Origin of the sequence: Psychrobacter cibarius (assembly GCF_904845955.1) — a bacterium.
GTDB lineage: Bacteria > Pseudomonadota > Gammaproteobacteria > Pseudomonadales > Moraxellaceae > Psychrobacter > Psychrobacter cibarius_B.
In genome coordinates this window covers 1-4,335 of record NZ_CAJGYX010000020.1, presented here as the reverse complement: position 1 = coordinate 4,335, position 4,335 = coordinate 1, and the positions used below count along the sequence as shown (strand labels likewise).

Below are 4,335 nucleotides of genomic sequence, written 5' to 3'. Positions count from 1 at the left end.
AGCAACTTACAACTTAACGCTGGTTGAGCAAAGATTGTTATTACTGGCTATCATCGTAATTAGAGAGCATACACATAAAAATGAGCTTGATTACATAGCCTTTGATAAACCTATAAGGGTGTTTGCTGAAGACTATATCAAGCAGTTCGATATAAGCAGCCGTTCAACAGCCTATGAAGGCTTAAAAGACGCTTGCAAGGCGCTATTTGCAAGACAGTTCAGTTACCAAGAGAAAAGAGGCAAGGGGGTAGCTAATATCACCAGCCGTTGGGTGTCTGATGTTGCTTACATTGATAATGAAGCAGTGGTAGAACTTACTTTTTCTAGGGTTGTTATTCCTTTAATTACAGAGCTAGAGAAGAATTTAACGAGCTATGAGATTAAGCAAGTAAGCCAGCTTACAAGCGGTTATGCCTTAAGGCTTTATGAGGTGTTAGTTGCATGGAAAAATCAGGCAAAAACACCCAGAATGGAACTTGCTGAATTTAAGAGTAAGTTAGGACTAAGTCCTTACCAATACCCACGAATGGATAACTTTAAGCGCATAGTAGTAAGTCCTGCTATAAAGCAAATAAACAAGCATACTGATATCACTGTTGAACTCAAACAATACAAGGAAGGGCGTAGGGTTGCTGGCTTTTGGTTTAGCATTAAACAGAAGAAAAAAGAAAAGACAATAGCAAAAAACCGTGACCCTAATACTATAGATTGGATAAACAATCAGACTGATACTGAAACTAGTACACTTCTCACTCCCAAACAGATTGCTAGAGCTGTGAATAGTAAGAAATTCATATCTGATTATGCTCACTTGGTAATGCCACAAAATCCTGCTAACAGCTCATCTAGTGCATGGATTACGCACATGGCGACTTGGCTTAAGAAAGATCCAAGCAAGTTCACCAAGCGACCTATTAAAGAATATCTTGATGATGAACAGGCGGATAGATTTTAAGCATTAAGTCATGATAAGGAGTGCCACAATGAGCGAGAAAAGAGAGCCAAATAAGCTAGTACAGGACTGGATAGACCAGTCAGCATTGAACGCCATACAAATGAGCGAGGACGAGAACTTTCGTCAGCTGGTGGCATCGAGAGCAACCAACTGGGGCAAGGGCATACAAAAGCGAGTGGAGCAGAAAATAAGACGCTCACAAGCACCACACTTAGAAATCAAATAACTAAGAGAGGTTCAAAATGTCTATTTCAGACTCTATCAAAAACTTCCAAGAATACGGTAACGACCCTAAAAACGGCTACATGGACGATGCTTTTTTAGACCTCGTTAAGCAGAAACAGCGACTAGGTAAGGCTTTAACCCAAGAAGAACAAGCGTTTTTGGACAATCATAGAAATAGCAATGATGACTAACTATGACAGATTGACGGTTAACTATCGCAGACCACTGGTTGTGGTGCTTTAAATATGACAGATTGACGGAGCAAGCAAAATGCCAGCATCTAGTTTCTTCAGGAAAATGCAAGAGTATGGTGATAACCCTAGCAACGGCTTCATGGATAATACGAAGTTAGAACTTATCGAGCAAAAGCAGCGATTAGGCGAACCACTGACCAATGCCCAAAAAGAGTTTTTAGAACAAAAAAACCAAGGTACTTACAGTCTAAATATCAATAAACTATGTTTGTTGATATCTTCACCATGATATAAATTGAGTGATATCAGGCATTCTGTTTAATGTCACGTTATTACCTAATTCACTATCCCAAAATTTTTGTCTTTGTTGGTCAGTAAAGGAGTCACCATCCCATTCGACAATTCTTTTTATTTTTGAGTTAGCATACATTTTCAAAATTTTATTTAAGTGTGTGTCACATCCTGAGTAACCGAATAAAATAATTTCATCTACTTCACTCAATGAAAGCGTCAAATAACTCCAATACGTTGATAGGACTTGAGAAGCAGTAATAACAGTAGGTTTATGTGGAATATGCGTCAATACAATATGTTTACTGCCAAAAATGTTTGTTGTCGCAATACTTGAAATTGCTAACTTATACGTTATGTTATTTATGTCTTTAAATAATGGGCTACCATGTAAATGCATGTAGTACCCAAATCTATTATTAAATTTACGAACTAAATTTGCGCTATCAAATCCAGAGTCAAGAAATCCATCAACTAATTGTCCACCAAACCCATTACAAATACCTGCATTGATAAATGCTTCGTAAAGTAATTTGTCATAATTTAAAGTTGCTACATGAGACTTGGTATTTCTAACAAAATCAATCAACGGGTCTCTAAATGATGTAGGTAAAGAGTTTGTAGATTCAAATAAATATGAAGAAACAGTATGGATATATTCTTGTGTAGAGCTAGTAAAATCATGCCCATAACTGGACAACCAATGGTCTCCATTAGTTGTGGGAGAAAACTCTTTAAGATAGTCACAAGAGGTAGATACTAAGTGTAATTTATCTAACTCATCTTCCGAGACCGGACAGCTATTTGAAGGGATACAGTTTTGAATAAGGTCACGTTGTACTGTATTGCTCCATAAACTGTCATCTTTCCAAACCGTGTTCAGTGCATTTGGTAATGAATAATGATTGGAGTCGATTGCCATGCCTAAGCCGTTACCAAAAATTAAAAGTTTACGTGTCATTATGTTTTAATCATCCAATTTAGTTGTCTTTTATCTGACTTATTTATTAAGTCAGTCCATTGTAGTTTTTATTAAACTAACGCCGAGTAGCATACATCCAATCCAAATTATCAGTTATGGTTTTTTTGGGGTTCAAAGGGGTTCGCCCCTTGCTCAAGTAACCTTTATTGATTAACCTAGCGCTGCTAGTTAAATAATAAAGGTGTAGTGAGTACACCTTTAAGAAATTACGCTAAATCAATGGGAAAAGGTGGCTATGGAATATGCGATTTTAAGGACTGCAAAATTAAAGACAATGGGGAACATTGGTGGCAGTCTTGCACATAATTACAGGACGATAGATACGCCTAATGCTGATCCAAAACGTACCTCTGAAAATGAACATACTGTTGCCACCCCTGAAGCAGTCAAACAAGCAATACAAGATCTACTTCCTGAAAAAAGACGGTCTGATGCGGTTCTGTGCGTTGAATATTTAATAACCGCCAGTCCTAATTGGAAAGGCTGGGGAACAGACAAGGAAGATGATTTTTTTGAGCGAGCCGGTCAGTGGCTCTATGATAAGCATGGTAAGGAAAATATCGCTGCTATGAGCCTTCACAGGGATGAAACAACACCGCATTTGGTCGCTTATGTTGTTCCTATTGACCAAAAAGGGAAGCTTAACTGCAAGGAGTTTCTAGGTGGTCGGGCTAAATTAAACAAGATGCAGACCGATTTTGCCAACCAAGTGAAGGATTTGGGGCTAACTAGGGGTAAGGAAGGCTCTAGGTCAAAGCATACGAGCATCAAGGAGTATTACCACGACATCAATAACGCTAGGGATTTCAGTATCAAAGCCGAAACGCCAAAGCCTGAAATGTTTGAAAGTAAGGCTAGGTATGGTGAAAAGATCACAGCAGCAGTCATTGAACAAGTAGAACCCACGATTAAGGCTGCCAAAAGTATCTTGAACGATTATGAGAGAGCTAGGTTATACAAAAAAATTGCTGAGGACAGTTATGACACCCTTAGAGAGCGTGTTGAGCCTTACTTGGTAGCTACTGAGGGGCTAAATAAAGATGAAATCACTAGGGTGAATGAGGCAATGCAGCTAGAAAGCCGTAAAATCGCTGTAGAGAGGGATGAAAGTAAAAAAGCTATGGATGTATCAAAAGAGAGTCAAACAGCTAATAATGCTAAACGTGTGGACAAATGGAGTGGTTTCTACAGATCATTATCAAGGTCTAAACAGAATAAAGTGACTAGAATACTAAAAGAACTTGAGAATTTGAAAAATCCTGCTGCTCTTGATGATGTTAAAACTAAATTGATGAATGAGCCAAAAATAATTAATGATTTACCTGAAGAAAGAGATCATAAGAAAGATCCTGATATCTCGATATAATTGTCTTTATTTTTTGTCTTTTATTTTCTAAATAAACAAAAAAATCCTATTTGTTTATTTGTTAAAGATATTTGTACTATTTGTCGGAACGCTACAGACCTTTAATACCAAGACATACAGCGCCCATTAAACTATAAATTCCGATTTTAAAAACTATAAATTCCGAGCAGAATTGATTTTAAAAACTATAAATTCCGATTTTAAAAACTATAAATTCCGAGCATTTAACTATACTATATGTTATATAGTTAAAACTAATTAAAAAAAGGTATAGTTAAATGAATTTGAATTCATTAGTGGTAAAAGAAAATTCACTTATTCA

6 protein-coding genes are annotated in these 4,335 nt (G+C 36.9%); 5 read left to right on the top strand and 1 reads right to left on the bottom strand.

All coding sequences use genetic code 11. From position 1 onward, the window contains the following. The 4 genes from repM to JMV76_RS14480 all read left to right on the top strand — a co-directional run. The coding region (gene repM / locus JMV76_RS14495) for a replication initiation protein RepM (protein WP_201503169.1) at nt 1-955 on the top strand (955 nt) is incomplete at its 5' end. Between the two features lie 28 nt (nt 956-983). Next, nucleotides 984-1,181, top strand: a complete 198-nt coding sequence (locus tag JMV76_RS14490; protein WP_201503168.1) for a hypothetical protein — start codon at nt 984-986, stop codon at nt 1,179-1,181. Nucleotides 1,182-1,197: 16 nt separating this feature from the next. Beyond that, nucleotides 1,198-1,371 (top strand): hypothetical protein, encoded by a 174-nt coding sequence (locus JMV76_RS14485; protein ID WP_201503167.1) that lies wholly within the window; start codon nt 1,198-1,200, stop codon nt 1,369-1,371. Between the two features lie 79 nt (nt 1,372-1,450). Beyond that, a complete protein-coding gene (locus JMV76_RS14480) occupies nt 1,451-1,663 on the top strand; it encodes a hypothetical protein (protein ID WP_201503166.1) in 213 nt (70 codons plus the stop codon). On the opposite strand, the gene JMV76_RS14475 is transcribed toward JMV76_RS14480, so the two are convergent. After that, nucleotides 1,655-2,587, bottom strand: a complete 933-nt coding sequence (locus tag JMV76_RS14475; protein ID WP_227690455.1) for a hypothetical protein — start codon at nt 2,585-2,587, stop codon at nt 1,655-1,657. The two genes, JMV76_RS14480 and JMV76_RS14475, sit on opposite strands and share 9 nt — an antisense overlap. 295 nt (nt 2,588-2,882) lie before the next feature. Between JMV76_RS14475 and mobV the strand changes: the two genes are divergently transcribed. Next, nucleotides 2,883-4,013, top strand: coding sequence for a MobV family relaxase (gene mobV / locus JMV76_RS14470; protein ID WP_201503164.1), 1,131 nt, complete (start codon nt 2,883-2,885; stop codon nt 4,011-4,013). Nucleotides 4,014-4,335 lie beyond the last annotated feature (322 nt).